This window comes from Alteromonas sp. R7 (assembly GCF_055755235.1).
This window is the reverse complement of the sequence record NZ_JBVTQX010000012.1, coordinates 1-19010: the sequence shown is the minus strand read 5'-3', so window position 1 is coordinate 19010 and position 19010 is coordinate 1. Positions and strand designations below refer to the sequence as shown.

The 19010-nt window shown below is 44.5% G+C and carries 13 protein-coding genes; 4 read left to right on the top strand and 9 right to left on the bottom strand.

The window, feature by feature from the left end:
* Window positions 1–63: 63 nt before the first annotated feature.
* The 4 genes from AC0J2X_RS17095 to AC0J2X_RS17080 all read left to right on the top strand — a co-directional run bounded on the left by AC0J2X_RS17095 (window position 64) and on the right by AC0J2X_RS17080 (window position 5933).
* Complete coding sequence (locus AC0J2X_RS17095) at window positions 64–1620, top strand: bifunctional GNAT family N-acetyltransferase/carbon-nitrogen hydrolase family protein (protein WP_014949262.1); 1557 nt, start codon at window positions 64–66, stop codon at window positions 1618–1620.
* Between the two features lie 191 nt (window positions 1621–1811).
* Window positions 1812–2624 (top strand): hypothetical protein, encoded by an 813-nt coding sequence (locus tag AC0J2X_RS17090; protein ID WP_472996229.1) that lies wholly within the window; start codon window positions 1812–1814, stop codon window positions 2622–2624.
* Between the two features lie 142 nt (window positions 2625–2766).
* Window positions 2767–3525 (top strand): 23S rRNA pseudouridine(2604) synthase RluF, encoded by a 759-nt coding sequence (gene rluF / locus AC0J2X_RS17085; protein ID WP_014949260.1) that lies wholly within the window; start codon window positions 2767–2769, stop codon window positions 3523–3525.
* 50 nt (window positions 3526–3575) lie between these two features.
* Window positions 3576–5933 (top strand): diguanylate cyclase domain-containing protein, encoded by a 2358-nt coding sequence (locus AC0J2X_RS17080; RefSeq protein WP_239244518.1) that lies wholly within the window; start codon window positions 3576–3578, stop codon window positions 5931–5933.
* 120 nt (window positions 5934–6053) lie between these two features.
* Here AC0J2X_RS17080 and rpsO read toward each other — a convergent pair whose 3' ends face one another.
* From rpsO to AC0J2X_RS17035, 9 genes are all read right to left on the bottom strand, one after another.
* A complete protein-coding gene (rpsO, locus tag AC0J2X_RS17075; protein WP_012518257.1) occupies window positions 6054–6323 on the bottom strand; it encodes a 30S ribosomal protein S15 in 270 nt (89 codons plus the stop codon).
* 111 nt (window positions 6324–6434) lie between these two features.
* Window positions 6435–7721, bottom strand: coding sequence for a hypothetical protein (locus AC0J2X_RS17070; RefSeq protein ID WP_472996228.1), 1287 nt, complete (start codon window positions 7719–7721; stop codon window positions 6435–6437).
* Between the two features lie 194 nt (window positions 7722–7915).
* A complete protein-coding gene (gene truB, locus AC0J2X_RS17065; RefSeq protein ID WP_239244514.1) occupies window positions 7916–8887 on the bottom strand; it encodes a tRNA pseudouridine(55) synthase TruB in 972 nt (323 codons plus the stop codon).
* Window positions 8888–9289, bottom strand: a complete 402-nt coding sequence (gene rbfA / locus AC0J2X_RS17060) for a 30S ribosome-binding factor RbfA (protein WP_014949257.1) — start codon at window positions 9287–9289, stop codon at window positions 8888–8890.
* Window positions 9290–9403: 114 nt separating this feature from the next.
* Window positions 9404–12010, bottom strand: a complete 2607-nt coding sequence (infB, locus tag AC0J2X_RS17055) for a translation initiation factor IF-2 (protein ID WP_014976350.1) — start codon at window positions 12008–12010, stop codon at window positions 9404–9406.
* A gap of 24 nt (window positions 12011–12034) precedes the next feature.
* Window positions 12035–13531 carry a transcription termination factor NusA gene (gene nusA / locus AC0J2X_RS17050; RefSeq protein WP_014949255.1) on the bottom strand — a complete coding sequence of 499 codons (1497 nt, stop codon included), beginning with the start codon at window positions 13529–13531 and terminating at the stop codon, window positions 12035–12037.
* Window positions 13532–13576: 45 nt separating this feature from the next.
* Window positions 13577–14035: a ribosome maturation factor RimP gene (rimP, locus tag AC0J2X_RS17045; protein WP_014949254.1), complete on the bottom strand. Its 459-nt coding sequence runs from the start codon at window positions 14033–14035 to the stop codon at window positions 13577–13579.
* A 377-nt stretch (window positions 14036–14412) separates the two neighbouring features.
* Window positions 14413–15414: a response regulator gene (locus AC0J2X_RS17040; protein WP_014976349.1), complete on the bottom strand. Its 1002-nt coding sequence runs from the start codon at window positions 15412–15414 to the stop codon at window positions 14413–14415.
* 14 nt (window positions 15415–15428) lie between these two features.
* Entirely contained in the window at window positions 15429–18764 is a 3336-nt protein-coding gene (locus AC0J2X_RS17035) for an MHYT domain-containing protein (protein ID WP_239244512.1), read from the bottom strand.
* Window positions 18765–19010: the final 246 nt, after the last annotated feature.

The window sequence follows — 19010 nt, the reverse complement described above, 5'->3', positions numbered from 1 at the left end:
AAGGCGGTTTAGTAAAGATATACGCAATGTACGTATTAAAATTTTTAGCAAAAAGAGTAACCCATGAGTCAAGATCAAACACAAATAGAAGAAACGGAACATCATCTAGACTTAAGAAACTTGAGACTGGACGACTACAACGATGTTAAAGCGTTAATGGATGAGGTATACGCCAACGTTGGAGGCGCATGGCCTTACTCTAACTATAAAGCCCAAGTTACTACATTTCCCGATGGGCAAATATGTATTGAAGATAAAGGCAAAGTGGTCGCTTTCGCCATTTCAGTGATTGTAGATTATGACCAGTTTGGGGATAAACACAGCTACGATGAAATTACGGGTGATGCTTATTTGACCACACACGATCCTAACGGTGATGTGCTTTATGGAGTTGAAGTAATTGTTTCACCCGAGTATCGAGGTCTACGCCTTGGTCGTCGTCTCTACGAAGCGCGTAAAGAGCTCTGTCGTAATTTGAATCTAAAATCCATTATGGCGGGCGGTCGAATCCCGAACTATAAAAACCATGCGCATGAGCTGTCGCCTTATGAATACATTGAGCAAGTCAAGCTCAAAGACATCTACGACCCCATTTTAACTTTTCAACTTTCAAATGGATTTGAAGTCAAGCAAGTCATGTCGGCTTACCTTCCAGAGGATGAAGCCTCACAGGGTTATGCGACGCTACTTCAGTGGCACAATATTTATTATGAACCGGGCACGCCTTCCCTCATCGCCAGCAGGAAGACCAGCGCGCGAATCGGATGTATTCAATGGCAAATGCGTTACTTCAATAATGTAGAAGAGCTTTTACAACAAGTAGAGTACTTCGTCGATGCCTTGTCTGACTATTCTTGCGACGTTGCCCTGTTCCCTGAGTTTTTCAACGCGCCATTAATGGGCCTGAGCCCGTCAGATTCATCAATTGATGCAATTTGGCATTTAGCGACCTATACCGATGAGATTTTAACTGCCGTGTCTCATTTGGCCGTATCGTACAATATTACGATTATCGCAGGTTCTATGCCTGTGGTAGAAGAGGAAGAGCTCTATAACGTCAGCTACATTTGCAAACGCGACGGCACGATTGAAAGCCAGTATAAGCTTCATCCAACACCTCACGAAAAAGAAGATTGGATAATGAAAGGCGGAAACAGCCTTAAGACATTTGATACCGACTTCGGCAAAATCGGCGTTTTGATCTGCTATGACGTGGAGTTTCCAGAGCTTGCGCGTATTCTTGCCGATCAGGAAATGCAAATTTTGTTTGTTCCCTTCTGGACAGATACCAAAAACGGTTATTTGCGCGTGCGACGCTGTGCGCAGGCCCGCGCTATTGAAAATGAATGCTACGTGGCAATTGCAGGTAGCGTAGGTAACTTACCCAAAGTGGACAACGTAGATATTCAATATGGGCAAACCGCGGTTTTCTCGCCAAGTGATTTCGCGTTCCCACATGACGCAATTGTCTCTGAGACCACGCCAAACACAGAAATGACGCTCATTGTTGATTTGGATTTGGATAAACTCACTAAGCTTCAAAATGAAGGTTCTGTGCGGAATTATCTTGATAGAAGACGAGATTTGTATCGCGTTGAATGGATCGGCGATAAGCAGTAGCGCTACGCTTTAAGGAAATTCTCGGATTTTATGGCTTATGTATAATTGACATTGAGCATAAGCCGTAGAATTTCCTTTAATTTAGCGATAACATGCTTTAGCGCGCAAATATAAATGTGCTGTCTTCTTATTGAGTTAAAGCATCTAAATGCGATGAAGTTAGCACTACATAACGAGATTATAAATTTACTATGGCAAATAATTCGAAAAACGATGAGTTTCCAACCATTAGATTGGATGAAGAAGACCGTCGTGATTACCAAACAAAACGTCAGGCGGCGCCAACAAAAGCAACGCCTCCACCTTCATCTGCCCCATCAGCAAACCGCCAACCCTCTGGTGGTGGAAACGGTAATGGAATCTGGGTTGTATTCGTTGCCGTCATCGCCTTGGCCGCCTGTGGTGGTTGCTATTACCTGTACACCATGCTTGAGCAACAGACAGCGGTTGCTGAGCAAGCGGAGCAGCGCATTTTGCAGTTAGAAAACAAGTTATCTGCTACAGGTGAAGAAATTGGTGAATCTACTGTTGCCCTGCAAGTTAAAGTTACTGAGCTAACCAACAAGACAAACGAGCTTTGGGAACAAATGGATAAGTTGTGGGCGTCAGCTTGGCGTCGTAATCAACAAGAGATTGCTGATCTTGGCGACCGCGTGGGTAACGTTCAAAACGCCTTGAATAAGAACATCAACTCAGTTTCAGAAAATGTAAAATCGCAAGCGGCGGCCATTGGCTCGGTTAAGAATCAACTTGCTTCGTTAGCTGATGAACTGCTCGCTGTTAATGTTCAACTTGAGCAAGCAGCAAGCGATAAACAAAGCGCTCAGCAAAGCGTACGCAATTTAACCGACAAATTGTCTGTGTTAGAGCAACGCAATACGACCTTATCTGGCCGCATTACCAGTTTGGAAAACGAAATTCGCGATATAGCAACCAAAGTAGTATCTAGCGGTGGTTCAACGGGTGGAAGTGGTTCGGCTCCTTCAGCTGCAGGTAACCAGTAAACCAGATTAAATCTGTTGTAATAGTATACAACCGAGAATAAAAACCACGGTTTAACGCATAAAAAAGAAAGGGGCGAATCGCCCCTTTCTTTTTGCCGTGATAATATTGCCCTCTTTTGAAATCTATAGGACCTAATGCGCAATGAGTGAGCAAGCGCCCAAACGTTTAAATAAATATATTAGCGACACTGGCCTGTGTTCTCGCCGTGAAGCGGATAAACTCATTGAGCAAAATCGCGTTACCGTTAATAACCAACCACCTGAACTGGGTACGAAAGTGGGGCCTGGTGACACTGTAAAGGTAGACGGTAAAGTTGTAGGTGCCGTTGCCTCAGACAAGTCAGATCGCGTATATATTGTCTATAACAAACCCATTGGTATCACCTGTACAACTGAGCGTCATGTCAAAGGCAACATTATTGACGCTATCGGTCACAAGGAACGTATTTTCCCCGTAGGAAGGTTAGATAAACCATCGGAAGGCTTAATCATTTTAACCAGCGATGGGGACATCGTGAACAAGATCCTGCGCGCTGAAAATGCTCATGACAAAGAATACGAAGTTACGGTTAACCAACCAATCAGTGAGCGCTTCGTCAACCGTATGTCTCGCGGAGTACCAATTTTAGGGACGGTGACGAAGCCTTGTGTGGTTAAACCCACGGGCAAAAATACATTTACCATTATTCTAACTCAGGGTCTTAATCGACAAATCCGCAGAATGTGTGAGTTTTTAGGGTACGAGGTCACCAAACTAAAACGAACCCGAATCATGCACCTTGAACTCGGCTCACTAAAACCTGGCCAGTGGCGTAACCTAACAAGCCGTGAACTAACTATTATGCAAAATGCAGTTCGCTCTTCTACAAAAACAGCGAGCAAAGTTGAGTTGCGTAAATAAATGAAACTACTACATTTAGTAGTAGTTTATTGATAAGACAATTTAAGACTTTGAAAAACGGACATTATCATTTTTTTTCGGTAAAGGATTTTCCCCCTAGTGCTGAAATATTGGCTAACTACGATGTATTTTTCGTGGTGGCTTCTGTTGTTATTGCAATATCTGCTTCCCTTATCTCTTTCGTTCTTTCTGCGAAGATGTCGCAAACAGAGTTACAAAATGAGCGAGCATTTTGGTCGCTGGCATCAGCGTGCTTTCTTGGTTTTGGCATTTGGGCGATGCATTTTGTTGGGATGCTTGCCTATCAGCTCCCTCTTGAGGTTTCGTACGACCCTTTCATAACCCTACTCTCTGTGTTACCCGCGATTCTTGCGAGTATTGTTGTGATGAGTAAACTGCCACATAAAGCTAACTCGCTTTTGCTTCGCAGTTTATATATGGGACTTGGCATTGGCAGCATGCACTACATCGGCATGATGGCAATGCAGATGAATGCCATCATGGCGTACGATGGCTGGTACTTCTCTTTGTCTATTGTGGTTGCCGTCGGTCTGGCAGGTATTGCTTTAAAAACCCATGAATATGTCACCACTTCGCAACTGCGAATACTTAAACAAATTGTTCCAGCTATTATAATGGGCAGTGCTATATCCGGTATGCATTACACCGGTATGCTGTCTATGCACGTATATGCACTGCCTTCTACGCAAATACTACAAGAGCCAGAAACCAAAAACCTCGCTTATTTGGTCATGCTAATGGTGATGCTTTTCGCGTTTACTATTCTTATTTTTATCGAGCTGCGAGCACGTACGTTACTGCTAGAGCGCTATAACGCGGTGTTAAATACAGTACAAGAAGGCGTATTGACTTTCGACAGTGCCGGCATGGTTGAATTTGCCAACCCTGTCGCGTTAAGCATGTTTGGTCTCGACAGTTTTTCTCCTCAGACCATTCACATACGCGAGCTTGTGAGCCCTTCTGAGCATGCCCATGAGCCACTCCTGATAGGATTAAAAAAAGCGGCAAAGAATAGCGCAGCGCACAACGTGCCTTTAACTTTGGACGGTATTCGGAAAAGCGGAAAGGTTTTTCCTTTGACACTTCGCATTAATTTGCTGCCGGGAAACCATATTTCATATGTGTGTACGGTAAAAGATTTGTCTGACGTAAAGAACCAAGAAGTTTTTGCACAAACGGTGTTTGACGCACTGCCCAATATGTTGATTGTAAAGCGTGCCGACAGCCTTTCGATTACCCATGTAAATGATGCGGGAAGTAGAATATTGGGCACCGACAAAGCGTCACTCGTGGGGCTATCTGACTTTGATATATTCGACGAGGCGGAGGCCAAGAAATTTGTATCTGACGATAAGCAATTACTTTCAAGTTCTGAAAAGCAAATCGTTAACGAATTCAAACTCAATATAGGTGGTGTGACGCGCTTTTTTGAGACCAAAAAGATTGTCATTGATGACAACTACGGCACCCCTCAATACATATTGGCACTATCCGAAGACGTAACAAAATGGCGGGAAGCTCAACAAACGCTTAAAACGTTAAACCGCCGCATGTCTATGGCCGCTGACGCAGCACACATAGGTGTATGGGAGTGGGACATCGCTACTAACGAGCTCATTTGGGATGAGTGGATGCATAAAATCTACAATGTCTCCAAAGCTGGTTTTAGTGGTCAATTTAGTGACTGGGAATACACAGTTCACGATGACGATATTGCCAATGTGAAGCAAAAGATAGAGCAATCAATAAAAGATAGCTCAGGATTTCACGCAATTTTTAGAGTGAAAGCCGCTGGCGACAAATACCGTCATGTTAGCGGTTATGGTCGCATTGAAGGCAACAAGATGTTTGGAATTAATGTTGATATCACCGAGCAAGTCGAAGCAGAACAGAAAATTAGAAAACTGGCAAATAGCGATACGCTAACAGGTTTAGCGAATAGGCTTGCCCTATCTACCTATATGCGAAATGAGCTTCCTCGATTAGAGAGAAACAATAAGGTGTGTACGCTACTTTATCTGGATCTCAATCGATTTAAGCCCATTAATGACGAATACGGCCACACTATCGGTGACGAAGTTCTTGTTGAGCTTGCACAAAGGCTTCAATCCATGTGTCGCGTGTACGATATTGCATCACGGGTTGGTGGTGATGAGTTTATCGTAGTAATCACCGAGCTAAGCACTGAATACAATGTAGAGACACTTAAAGCCCGACTTGCTAAAAAGCTTACACAGCCTATTACTACCACACAAGGCGGGTTCAGCGTTGGCGTCAGCATAGGTCACGCGAGCTATCCAGAAGAAGGCAAGACGCTAGAAGAGTTAATTTACATTGCAGATGAGCGGATGTTTGAAGATAAAAAGCAAAACATACCGTCGAACTAACGCGTAGTACAAACACAAGGTTAATTGGCTGGCTTCATACATGTACTAGGGCGTATTGCACTTTGCTGTACATTTTTGCAAAAAAAAGCGCCCATTGGGCGCTTTTCTTGAAACCTAGTCTTATCGACGTAGACCTAGACGCTTGATAAGGTCAAGGTAACGCTCTGCGTTCTTGCCTTTAAGGTAGTCTAGAAGCTTACGACGTTGGCTAACCATACGTAGAAGACCACGACGAGAGTGGTGATCTTTCTTGTGATCAGCAAAGTGACCTTGAAGCTTGTTGATGTTGTGAGTAAGCAAAGCAACTTGAACTTCTGGTGAACCAGTGTCGCCTTCTTTAACGCCGTACTCAGCAATGATTTTTGCGGTTTCTGCTTTAGTTAGTGACATATCATTCTCCTAATATTAATGCTTCGCCGATCACTAATTCAGCAAAGCGGAATGAGCGCCGTATTATAATGACGTTTACAGACTTAGCAAGGACGGAACGACGTAATTTCATTAATTAACCCGTTTAAGGTTCGATTCCACCTTATTAATACGTTTAGCTAACTCACTTTTGTATTCGACACCGTTTAGAAAATCCATTGCCCGCTGGTCACTTTTGTATCCGTATGCAGAATATACCGAGTGAGCTATGCTTATCTTAGCGTCGTGATCTACGACTAAATCTAAATTTTGCTCTACAAATTGCGGCGATCTGTAAACAGCTCCTTGTAATAAGGTAATCACTACTTGCTCAGTATCAATATTCGTTTGACGTTGTGCCCAAGTTAGCGCAGTGTCGGGCTCAAAGTAAGCGATAGTTCTGGCAGCGTGTTCAACATCAGATTGATAGTTTTCACTATTGCTATGTCTTACAAACCAGGAAGCAGCTTCACTAGGTGATTGGTTTACATAACTATCAAAGACAGCGCGCTTTATCTCTTTTTTTCGTTCGTTGTCATCTAGCGTGTCGAACCAAGCTTTAGTGCTTTCAACGTCTTTGCGTACCCATACACTTATTAAATTAGTTTCTAACCGTTTATCATCCGAACGTTTTATTAACGATAACGTGTCTCGAAACTGCTCTGATGTTTCTAAGACACTAAAAATGCCGCTATAGGCCGCACTTTTTAAATTCTCTGACTCAAGAAGAGCGATAGACTGAAAGGCGCTATCAATATCCTCACTTGCCATTTCTCTAAAAATAAGCGAAGGGTAAATGTTGTTTTCGAGCATGCCTGAGGTAAGTGAGGAATTATTAATATACCAGTCAAGGGCGTCAGAAGGCGATTGATTAGCCCAGTTAGCTATAACTGATATGCGAAACTGCTGCTTTGATTCCAAGTTAATATCCATGTTATCAACAAGGTCCCAAGCTTTTTCGGGGTTCAGCTCTACTAAGCGAGAGACCATTGTTGACAAAATCATGGCAGCATCTGGGTCGCTAATAGACGTATCGATGCTTGATAACGTATCGATAATCGCCTGCTCGCCCATCATGCTTATAGAGATAATTAAGGCGCCTATTTGTTTTAAGCTAAGCTTGGGCTTGTCGGAAAACCAGGCTTCTAGGCTAATATTGTCAGATTTACTCGCTGAGTCTTTGGGTGACTGCTCACGCTTGATCTCTCCTTGCTGAGGGAGTAACGCTGTTTGTGAGACGTGTTGATCTTTACCATCGCCTACATTGGTTATGTGAACAGAAACTTCTGAAGGGACTGTAGGGCGTTTATCATTGACATAGTAACCCGCAGCAAATACTAGGCATAGCGAACAAAGCCATAAGCCAATCCATTTGGTCATTGAATAATCCCTTAATTAAAACACCACGCCAGCTTAAGACGTTTCGCAGAAAGTAGAAATCTGTATGAGTGATAAAGAACCTACCACTAAATAGTGCACCTTTTATACTACTTTATTTGCAATTAAGAAAGCCTTGCGTTAACCGCAAGGCTTTAAACGAGCATAATCTGCTAGATATAGGTCATTGCAAAGTACTAACTATAAACAACTCGACGTTTTGGGTTAACAAACACTTCTTGTTTAGGGATACCTTGGTCTTTCGGGTCAAGAACCCCTTCCCCTACGCCTAAGAATATACCACTGGTATCGTCGCCATGGTAAACGCGGTAAGACACGCCTTCACTCAGCGTTTCGCTACAAGTCCCTTTTACAGATTGGCCGTTATCAAAACGGTTTCTTTCAGCGTCGTTAATGGTCACAAATGGCAACCGACTTACGGCGGTATCCATAGGAATCAATAAGTCATCCAGCGCTTTAAAGTCACCTTCTTCCAGTGATTCCTGAATTTCAATTAACTTATCCAGCGAGACCATTTTATCCGTAGGATAGTCTGCTACTTCCGTACGGTGTAAGCGAGTCACGTAGGCGCCACAGCCAAGGTTCTGACCTAAATCATCTACGATAGAGCGAATATAAGTGCCCTTGCTGCATTTAATGCGCATTTCTACAAACGGCAGTTCAATACGCAGTACATCTAATTCAAACACTTCAATATCACGAGGTTCACGCTCAATCTCTATACCTTGACGTGCATAGTGATAAAGTGGCTTACCTTGATGTTTAAGCGCTGAAAACATGGACGGGATTTGTTTACTCTTACCTAGAAACGCCAAGCACGCATCACGTACTTGTTCTTCGCTTACATCAACAGGCTTTTCTTCAACCACTTCGCCATCGGCGTCAGACGTGGTGGTGCGAACACCTAGTTGAGCAGTTACCTCGTAGGTCTTTTCTGCATCCAGAAGAAACTGAGAAAACTTCGTAGCTTCACCCAAGCACAGCGGCAACATGCCACTGGCAAGTGGATCAAGTGCGCCTGTATGCCCAGCCTTCGCAGCTTTGTACAGCCAGCGCACTTTTTGAAGCAGTTGGTTAGATGACCCACCAAGCGGTTTATCAAGCAATACTATGCCGTTAATCTCACGGCCTTTACGACGTCTTGCCATTTACTCCTGCTCTTGTGGATCGTCTTTATCGCGCTTTGACTCATCTTTTGCGATGGTCTGAGACACAAGATTAGAGATACGCATACCTTCAACAATCGACTTATCTTCAAAGAAGTGAAGATCAGGCACTGAGCGCATGCGAATACGTTTAGCTAGAATACTGCGGATAAACTTTTTGTATTCTGCCAGTTGTTTAATTTGCGCTTTACCTTCTTCTTCGGTGCTGTTGTAGATAGTCACAAAGATTTTTGCATGTGCTAGGTCGCGCGACACATCTACGTCAGAAACCGTGATCAAGGGCATGTCGCCAACGCGGTGCTTGTATTCATTTTGCAGAATGCTCGCCACTTCTTTATGGACTTGCTGAGCGACTCTGTCGGTACGTGAAAATTCACGGGCCATTATACTCTCCTTTCCTTATTTAACGCAGGGCATGCGTGAAGCCTGTTTACTGTATACAGACAAAAACGGGAGCACTCGGCCCCCGTTTCTCACATGCCGAATTAACTAAGGCAATTAAATTTCGCGCTTAACCTCAACGATTTCGAAGACCTCGATTTGGTCGCCTACTTTCACGTCGTTGTAGTTCTTAACGCCGATACCACATTCCATACCGTTACGTACTTCTTGAACGTCGTCTTTAAAGCGACGCAGTGATTCTAGTTCACCTTCGTAGATAACTACGTTGTCGCGAAGTACACGGATTGGGTTGCTACGCTTAACGTTACCTTCAGTCACCATACAGCCCGCAATTGCGCCCAGTTTCGGTGACTTAAATACGTCACGTACTTCTGCAAGACCAATGATTTCCTGCTTGAATTCCGGTGCAAGCATACCGCTCATGGCCGCTTTCACTTCGTCAATTAGGTTATAGATAACGCTGTAGTAACGTAAATCAATTTCTTCAGCTTCTAGTACGCGACGCGCTGTAGCATCGGCACGAACGTTAAAGCCTAGTACGATAGCGCCTGATGCAGCCGCAAGGGTTGCGTCAGTTTCAGTGATACCACCTACACCACTACCTACAATATTCACTTTTACTTCAGAAGTAGAAAGCTTAACCAATGATTCAGAAATCGCTTCTACAGAGCCCTGTACGTCAGCTTTAAGTACGATGTTAAGTTCGCTAACGTCACCTGATTCCATGTTCGCAAACATGTTTTCAAGTTTCGCTTTTTGCTGACGAGCAAGTTTAAGTTCACGTTTCTTCTGATGACGTTTCGCTGCTACTTCACGCGCTTTACGCTCGTCTTTAACAACGGCTGCGTCTTCACCCGCTACCGGAACACCAGACAGACCAAGTACTTCCACAGGCGTAGAAGGACCAGCAATCTTAATTTCATTACCGTTTTCGTCACGCATTGCACGAACACGGCCGTACTCTTCACCACAAAGTAGGATGTCACCAGCGCGTAATTGGCCTTCTTGAACCAATACAGATGCTACTGGACCACGACCTTTATCAAGGCGAGATTCAATAACAATACCGCGACCCGGGCCTTCAGCTACTGCTTTAAGGTCAAGAACTTCAGCTTGTAGAACGATAGCTTCAAGCAATTCGTCTACGCCCATACCTGTTTTCGCAGAAACGTTACAGAACTGGTGCTCACCGCCCCACTCTTCTGAGATAACTTCTAGTTGAGATAGCTCAGTTTTAACGCGATCAGGATCAGCTGTTTCTTTATCCATTTTGTTCACTGCAACGATAAGAGGTACGCCAGCAGCACGAGCGTGCTGTACCGCTTCTTTCGTTTGAGGCATTACGCCGTCATCTGCAGCAACAACAAGAATAACGATATCCGTCGCCGTAGCACCACGAGCACGCATTGCGGTAAATGCGGCGTGTCCAGGTGTATCTAGGAACGTGATTTCGCCATTTTCTGTTTCTACTTTATATGCACCAATGTGCTGGGTAATACCACCGGCTTCACCGTCTGCAACTTTCGCGCGACGAATGTAGTCAAGCAATGACGTTTTACCGTGGTCAACGTGACCCATGATGGTTACAACAGGTGCACGAGTGGTTTTTTCACCGCCAGTGCCATCTGCCAACAACTCATCTTCAAGCGCATTGTCGTTAACAAGCTCGTACTTATGGCCCATTTCTTCAATCACTAGTACCGCAGTATCTTGGTCTAGTACTTGGTTAATGGTTGCCATCTCGCCCATCTTCATCATCGTTTTGATAACTTCGTTAGACTTAATAGCAAGCTTACTTGCTAGTTCGCCAACGGTGATGGTTGCGCCAAGCTTAACAACACGCTCTACAGGTGCAGCTGGCTTGTTAAAGCCTTGCTTAAGATGCTCACCCGCATTTTTCTTCGACTTACGACGACGGCGCGATGAACGCTCAACCTGCATGTCTTCTTCGTCTTCCGCTTCTTGAGCATAACGGTTAGAGTGCAAGTGAACTTCTTCAGCTTCTGCTTTTTTACGACGCTCTTCTTCTTCCTTCCAGCGACGCTCGTTCTCTTCAGCAAGTTTGCGCGCTTCATCAGCCGCTTTCTTCGCGTCTTCTTCAAGCTTCTTCTGCGCTTCTTCTTCTTGCGCTTTGCGCAGACGTTCTTCTTCCTGACGAGCCGCTTCAGCTTCCGCTTTTTCAGCTTCAGTTAGCTCAGGTTCGTCGGCCTTACGTGCTTCAGCTTCTTTTTTCGCTTGTTCCGCACGACGAGCACGCTCTTCTTCAGCAGCTTTCTTAGCTTCTTCAGCTTTACGTGCTTTCTCTTCAGCGGCTTTTTTCGCTTCAGCTGCTGCTTTTTCTTCCGCTTCGCGCTTCAGACGTGCTTCTTCTTCAAGACGCTTCGCCTCTTCTTCCGCTTGACGCTGCTGTTCTTCAACATCGCTACGCTTAACGTAAGTGCGCTTTTTACGTACTTCTACTTTCACTTCTTTAGACTTACCAACACTTAACGTGCTTGTTGTCTTACGCTTAAGTGTCATACGCGTTGGTTCAGCTGCGCTGCCGTGTTGCTTACTTAAATGATCCAATAGTTTTTGTTTCTCGTCTTCGTTTACCTGATCGCCGGCATTCTTAGTGATACCCGCGTCTTTAAACTGGCCAACCAATCGGTCAACGGTCGTACCAATGTCGCTGGCGAGCTTTTCAATAGATACATCTGCCATTACGTAATTTTCCCCCTGTTGACCTTACTCTTCTTCACTGAACCATACGATATTACGAGCCGCCATGATTAACGCACCGGCTTTCTCTTCGTCTAGTTCATCGATATCACTGATATCATCGGTACCTTGTTCTGCTAATTCTTCCAGGTCGGTAACACCGCGGCTGGCCAACACATAGGCCACGTGTTTACTCATACCTTCAAGATTTAATAAGGCTTCTGTAGGCTCTGCACCTTCAAGCGATTCTTCGTTCGCCAGTGCACGCGTGGTTAGGAAAGCGCGCGCTCTGTTGCGCAGCTCTTCAACCATTTCTTCATCTAACCCTTCAACCGCTAGAAGCTCACTTGCAGGCACGTATGCCACTTCTTCTAACGTTGTAAAGCCTTCATCTACCAAGACAGACGCGAATTCTTCGTCAATGTCCAAACCAGCAGTAAATAGATCAAGTACCTTCGCGTTTTCTTCTTCGTGCTTCTTGTTGAGATCTTCAACCGTCATCACGTTAAGTTCCCAGCCTGTAAGCTGGCTAGCTAGGCGAACGTTTTGACCACTACGGCCAATTGCCTGTGCTAGGTTGTCTGCTTCAACCGCTACGTCCATGCTGTTGCTGTCTTCATCAACAACGATTGACGCCACTTCGGCGGGAGCCATAGCATTGATAACGAATTGCGCTGGGTTTTCGTCCCATAACACGATATCAACACGTTCACCGCCAAGTTCCCCTGATACGGCTTGTACACGTGAACCACGCATACCAACGCACGCACCAACCGGGTCTAAGCGTTTGTCATTAGTTTTAACCGCAATCTTTGCACGAGAACCTGGGTCACGCGCTGCAGATTTAATTTCTAGTGTCTCTTCCGCAATTTCTGGTACTTCCAGACGGAAAAGCTCAACTAGCATGTCTGGGTGCGTACGGCTAATAAATAGCTGTGCGCCACGTGCTTCTGGACGAATAACGTAAAGAAGGCCACGTACACGGTCGCCCGGACGGAAAGTTTCACGAGGAAGCATGTCATCGCGGTAGATAACACCTTCAGCGTTGTTACCTAAGTCGATGATGATGTTGTCGCGGTTTACTTTCTTAACCGTACCTGTAACCAGCTCACCTACTTTGTCTTCGTACTCAGCAATCATTTGCTGACGCTCAGCTTCACGTACTTTTTGTACAATCACTTGCTTTGCGGTCTGCGTAGTTATGCGGTCGAATTTAATAGATTCAATCTGTTCTTCCACATAATCGCCGAGTTGTATCTCTGGTTCGTCGATTTGTGCAGCAGAAATCGTAATTTCAGCAAATGGGTTTTCCTGTTCTTGATCATCAGGGATAACCAACCAGCGACGGAATGTATCAAAGTCACCAGACGTTCTGTCGATGCTTACACGAACTTCAATTTCGCCTTCGTTTTTCTTTTTTGTTGCACTAGCGATCGCAAACTCTAGCGCTTCAAAAATTTTCTCTCTAGGCACTTGTTTTTCATTTGAAACGGCTTCCGCCACTAACAAAATTTCTTTATTCATTTTCGCCTCTCTTTTGCTTTCGTCGATGAAAGCAGAGCTGTTCCGTTAATCGAACGTGGGAACAACGTTACCTTTTTCGATATTCGCCACAGCTAACTGGAACTGCTGGCCATCCACTTCAATACTTACGATGCCATTTTCGCACGCGAGTACTTTGCCTTTAAAATTACGTCTGTCATCCATTGGCATAGACAAACGAATTTGAACCACTTCACCCACAGACTCGATATAGTGCTTCTCTTTGAAAAGCGGTCTGTCCATACCCGGTGATGACACTTCCAAGTTGTATTCAGTGCTAATTGGATCTTCAACGTCCAAAATTGCGCTAACCTGATGACTTACATCTGCACAATCATCAACGGTAATACCGTTTTCATGATCAATAAAAACGCGAAGAATAGAATGCTTCCCCGCTCGTACAAACTCGATCCCAACCAACTCAAAACCCAGTGCTTCAACACCTGGCTCTAGCATTTCGGTTAGTTTCTCTTCAAGTTTTGCCAATGCAAACCTCCAAAAACGAAAAAAGGGCCTAAAGCCCACCTGTCATCACCCGGCTCAGCGAGGCTGACTCCAGGTTTTAATACAACAAAAAGCCCCGGACTAGCGGGGCTTTTATTAAAATTCTGAACCCATACCTGCCAACAAGGGCAGTTGCAAACCTATGGGTAAAACCACCGTTAGGTGATAGCTTGCTAATGATAAGTGCGTTACTTTCCTGTACTGAGGGATCCCGCTCTCATCACTTAATGAACACATTATACGTATAGCCGTCGCATTAAGCAACAGCCAATAGGCGCACACACTGGAGGGTATCGATTTTTTCTGTGTAAAATTCGGCCTGCATGAAAGTATTTTAATTGCGGTTTAGTCCAGCAGACTTAGTCTTCGTCTTTAAATGTCGCTTTAATATCAAGAATTTTAGGCATAATTTCTATCATCAAATCGACAAGTCTGGGTTCGAAATGCTTTCCCTTTTGGCTTTGAAGAAAATCTACCGTTTTTTCAATACTCCAGGCGTCTTTATAAGGACGTTTGCTGGTTAAGGCATCGAACACATCAGCAATGGCGCAAATACGCCCCTCAATGGGAATATCTTCACCCGCAAGCCCTTTAGGATAGCCTGACCCGTCCCATTTTTCATGGTGGGTTAGCGAAACAGACTTTGCAACTTTCAACAACAAAGAATCGCCGCAATCACCAATGATTTCCGCACCAATCTCAGGGTGGTTTTTCATGGTGGCAAACTCTTCGTCTGTCAGCTTCCCTGGTTTCAACATTATACTATCAGCAATACCAATTTTGCCGATGTCGTGCATCGGTGCAGCATGAAGCAGAATTTCAGCCTGTTTATCTGTAAGTCCATAGGCAAGCGCAAGTTCTTTCGAATAATGGCTCATGCGCATGACATGCATGCCCGTCTCATTGTCTTTATATTCCGCCGCTCTACCTAAACGCTGTACAACTTGTAAACGGCTATCAAGTAGCTCGTCAGCTTGCACCAAACTGAGGTGGGTTTTAACCCGCGCTTTTACGATGGCCGGAGATATAGGCTTAGTAATGTAGTCCACAGCGCCCGCTTCGAAGCCTTCCGTTTCTTCGTGTTCATCATTTAAGGCGGTGACAAATATAACGGGGATGTGCCTTGTATCTGCTTGCTGTTTAAGCTGGCGGCATACTTCAAAACCCGTCAGTCCTGGCATCATAACGTCAAGCAATATCAAATTTGGCTGTCTAGTCTCAGTGAGCTTTAACGCTTCTTCGCCATTTCTCGCAAAAATAAGCTGATAATCATTAGCGAGAAGTTGCTTTAAAACCCTTAGGTTTACTGGCTCATCGTCAACGAGTAATAAAGTAGGTTTTGTGATTTCAATGTTTAACATGCCGCGTCTCTTGGCTACTTTAATTCTTGTATCAATGTAGAGATGCGCTCATGCGCCAACTCGAACTCAAAATCATCGATATCTAAGAGAATTTGAGTTATCTGTTCTTTGTGACTAGAACACCCAACCTCGCGTAAAAATGACAATTCATCTTCATCTACCATGTTTTGCTCTACACTATCGAGCATAGCCTCCAAATGACTCAGCAGCAATGCATTATCGATACTTTCATTAATGGCATTTTCGGCATACAGTGGCGATTCGCTAAGCATCAACTCGATTTTATCTAAGGCATCACGAAGACGGTTAACGTCTTCAATATTCACCTCTGATTTTAGAGCCTGAGCTTCAATTTCCCTGGTTGTATGATAGAAGGTGGTTAAGCAAAGATTACCCGATGTACCTTTTAAACCGTGTGAAAGTGTAGCAACCGCTTTATAGTCTTCACGAATTGCCGCCCCCATTAAGTCGTCGACTTTATCCCTGCAGGTAGTAGAGAATTTATCCACCTCTTGTAGGACGACCTCTTCACTCCCCCATAAATCGATGGCCTTCTTCAAATCCAACACGTTTTTATCAACTTTAAGCGCAGATGCTGGAGCATTTACTTCTAATGTGTCTGGTACCGAGTCCAACTGAAGTGTATCTATGTTAAGCACGCGAGCAATCTCGTCCATCAATTGAGGGAAATCGACGGGCTTGTTGGCGAACCCTTCCATTCCCGCCTGCTGCGCGGCATGTTTGTCCTGTACTAACACGCTAGCGGTCAGCGCAATAATGGGCGTAGGTGGTAAGCTATTTTCTTTTTCAAACTCTCGACGCTGTTTGGCTGCCTCTAGGCCATCTAACTTTGGCATCTGTAAATCCATCAGTACCACGTCAAACGACTTAGCGCGCATTTTATCCAATGCAATCTGTCCATCTGTTGCCGTTTCTACACTGTGGCCAGCGCGTTTTAGCAGCAACGAAAGCAGCTCAAGGTTTTGCTGCACATCGTCAACAACCAGTACGGTTAACGAGGTTTCAATACGTGCTGCTTTCGAGGAGAGCTCACTAGATACATAATCATCAATTTCTACAACTTCTAGAGGAAGTCTGAAAGTAAAGGTCGTTCCTTTACCTTTTTCACTAGTTGCACAAATATTACCGCCCATCAGTTCAACTAACTGCTTGGAAATAGTTGTTCCCAGCCCCGTGCCGCCGTACTTTCGACTCATCGATGCATCTGCTTGAGAGAACGGGTCGAATACTCTTTCTACTTGCTCTTGCGTCATACCAATGCCGGTATCTGTCACGTCAAAATACACATACTTTTCATCACTTTTGACATTGATAGTCACTTCACCCTCGTGAGTGAATTTAACGGCGTTGCCTATCAGATTGTTAAGTACCTGTCGCATTCGCTCCGGTACACCTCTGTATCCGTTAGCTACCGAATCATCGACATTAAGTACAAGTCCAACTTTTTTGCGCTTGGCTTCTAACCAAAATGTTGAAATAACTAAATCCAACTCTTCGCGAATAAGGAAATCGCGATAATCTAAATCAAGCTTACCTTTATCCAACTTCGCGCTATCAAGTATGTCGTTAAGAAGATGCAGCAATGAACGTGCGGAACGGTTTATCGTGGTTAAGTGAGATTTTTGCTCTTCGCGTAAGGCTTCTCCTAACATGAGGTCGCTAAAGCCTATTATTGCATTCATAGGCGTACGGATTTCATGACTCATATTAGCAAGAAATGCGGTACGCGCAGCGGCAGCTTGCTCTGCTTTTTCCTTTGCCGCTTTTAATTCATTCTCCATCACTTTTCGATGTGTAATGTCAGATATGAAGCCGTCTACATAGAGCACCATGCCATCATCGTCTTTAACCTGTACTCCATGCTCGATAACCCACTTCACCTCTCCGGATTTTGCGACGATTCTATATTCATATGAAAAGGCGCCTACATCAGGACTAATAGATGATAGACGCTCTACATCATCAGGATGGTAAAGATCGGTGAAAGAGCGCTTCGGATTGGGCAAGGTAAAATCTTCAGGCGGGTATCCGGTTACTTCTGTTACAGCATCACTAATAAATACCATGGGCCACCCTGGCATACTTAAACAGCGATAAGCCATACCAGGAATATTTGAGATAAGACTTCTAAATTTAGCTTCGCTCTCGCGCAATGCATCTTCCATTTCCTTGCGTTTACGTAAATCAGAAGCGAAAGAGACAAAAACGGGCTTACCATCAATTTTTGTGTAGCCGACACCCAAGCGCACTGGTATACGCTCACCGTCTTTGCGAAGTACTTCTACTTCTCTTCCTGTACCAATAATTTGCTCAGTTGGTACTACTCGCTGACTGAAGAAGTCATCACCGTATAAATGACGTCTTTCAGGAGTTACTACCTCAGCTGCGTGCATACCGATTATTTCTTGCTGAGTATAGCCATAGATGCGCTCAACAGCGGGGTTAGCGGTTTTTATAATGCCTTTGTCATCAACGGTCAGGATGGCGTCGACGGCGGTATCGGTAATAGCACTTTGAATTCGCTCACTTTCAATGGCGCGTACCATTACATCGCGATATTTAAAAAGAAGGCTAATGCCCAATACCATGGTAATTAATATTAACGTAACGATAGCAATCGAAATTGCTAGATAAACAGCAATATCTGAAGACTGACCCGACGTTTCCATTCCTGGTGGCAATACGAATCTTGCTGCCGCCATCCCCGTATAGTGCATACCAGAAATAGCCAGTCCCATGACGATACTTGCAAGTAATACATGTTTTCCTAACAGCTTTTTACTTTTCGTAGCAGCTGTAATGCCGAATTTAATCCACAGCGACAGCATGGCTAAACACACAGCTACCACAATAGAAAGGGCAAACATACCAAGGTCGTAACGAAGAAGCGGTGCCATTTCCATAGCGGCCATACCACTATAGTGCATAGTGCCAATACCAGCACCTACCAGTACACCACCTAATATTATTTCAGCGAGGCTAATACGGGACTTAGTTAAAAGGTGAAGCGCCACCCAAGCTGCGGCAATCCCGGGAACGGCAGAGAGCCCGGTAATCAGAGGATCATAGTCAACGGGCAGACACAAATCAAAAGCGGTCATCCCCAAGAAATGCATAGACCAAATACCACCGCCTAATGCAATGCTGCCGGTGCCTAATAAGGCATTTCGTCGAAGTTTGTCTTCGGTGATCGCGGCTTGCCCTGCCACATTAAACGCCATAAATGAGGCAAACACAGCCACCATAAGCGATAGAATGACCAAAGGAAAATGATAAGCACCTTCTATTAAGGTGGCGTGTTCTTCAAAAGTAAAAAAACGGGATATCATAACGCGGCCATACTACCTATTAGTTTAATTTTCAATGGTGGCGTGAGGTTAACTTAGCACACTCATTTACACAGTGTAGTAATTAATTCAAAATTATCGTGTAAATCAAGGAACGCTATTATGTTTTGCCGTATAAAAAGAAAAAACCCAGCAAAAGCTGGGTTTTAAATGTGGTTGCGGGAGCAGGATTTGAACCTACGACCTTCGGGTTATGAGCCCGACGAGCTACCAGACTGCTCCATCCCG